The following is a 231-nucleotide window of genomic DNA, read 5'->3' on the forward strand; positions in this document are numbered from 1 at the left end:
GTTTTACTGAATAACCGGTACGGAACCACGTCGTGGCAAAATTTACCCCAGCCAATCTGCCTGCTGAATTTCTCGACACAATGCGGGACATGATGCCTTCATCACTTTCGATGGAGGATTTCATTGCCGCCTGCCAGCGCCCGCTGCGCCGGAGCATCCGCGTTAATACGTTAAAAATTAGTGTTGATGCCTTTCTACAGCTCGTGCAACCTTATGGCTGGCAGCTTGAAC

At 50.6% G+C, this 231-nt stretch carries 1 pseudogene; it reads left to right on the plus strand.

The features are described from left to right. Window positions 1-32 precede the first annotated feature (32 nt). Window positions 33-231, plus strand: a pseudogene (yebU, locus tag NXT09_RS22490) (16S rRNA (cytosine(1407)-C(5))-methyltransferase RsmF); the annotation flags it as partial.

The sequence above is a fragment of the Pectobacterium jejuense genome (genome assembly GCF_026800125.1).
In the GTDB taxonomy this organism is placed as follows: domain Bacteria; phylum Pseudomonadota; class Gammaproteobacteria; order Enterobacterales; family Enterobacteriaceae; genus Pectobacterium; species Pectobacterium jejuense.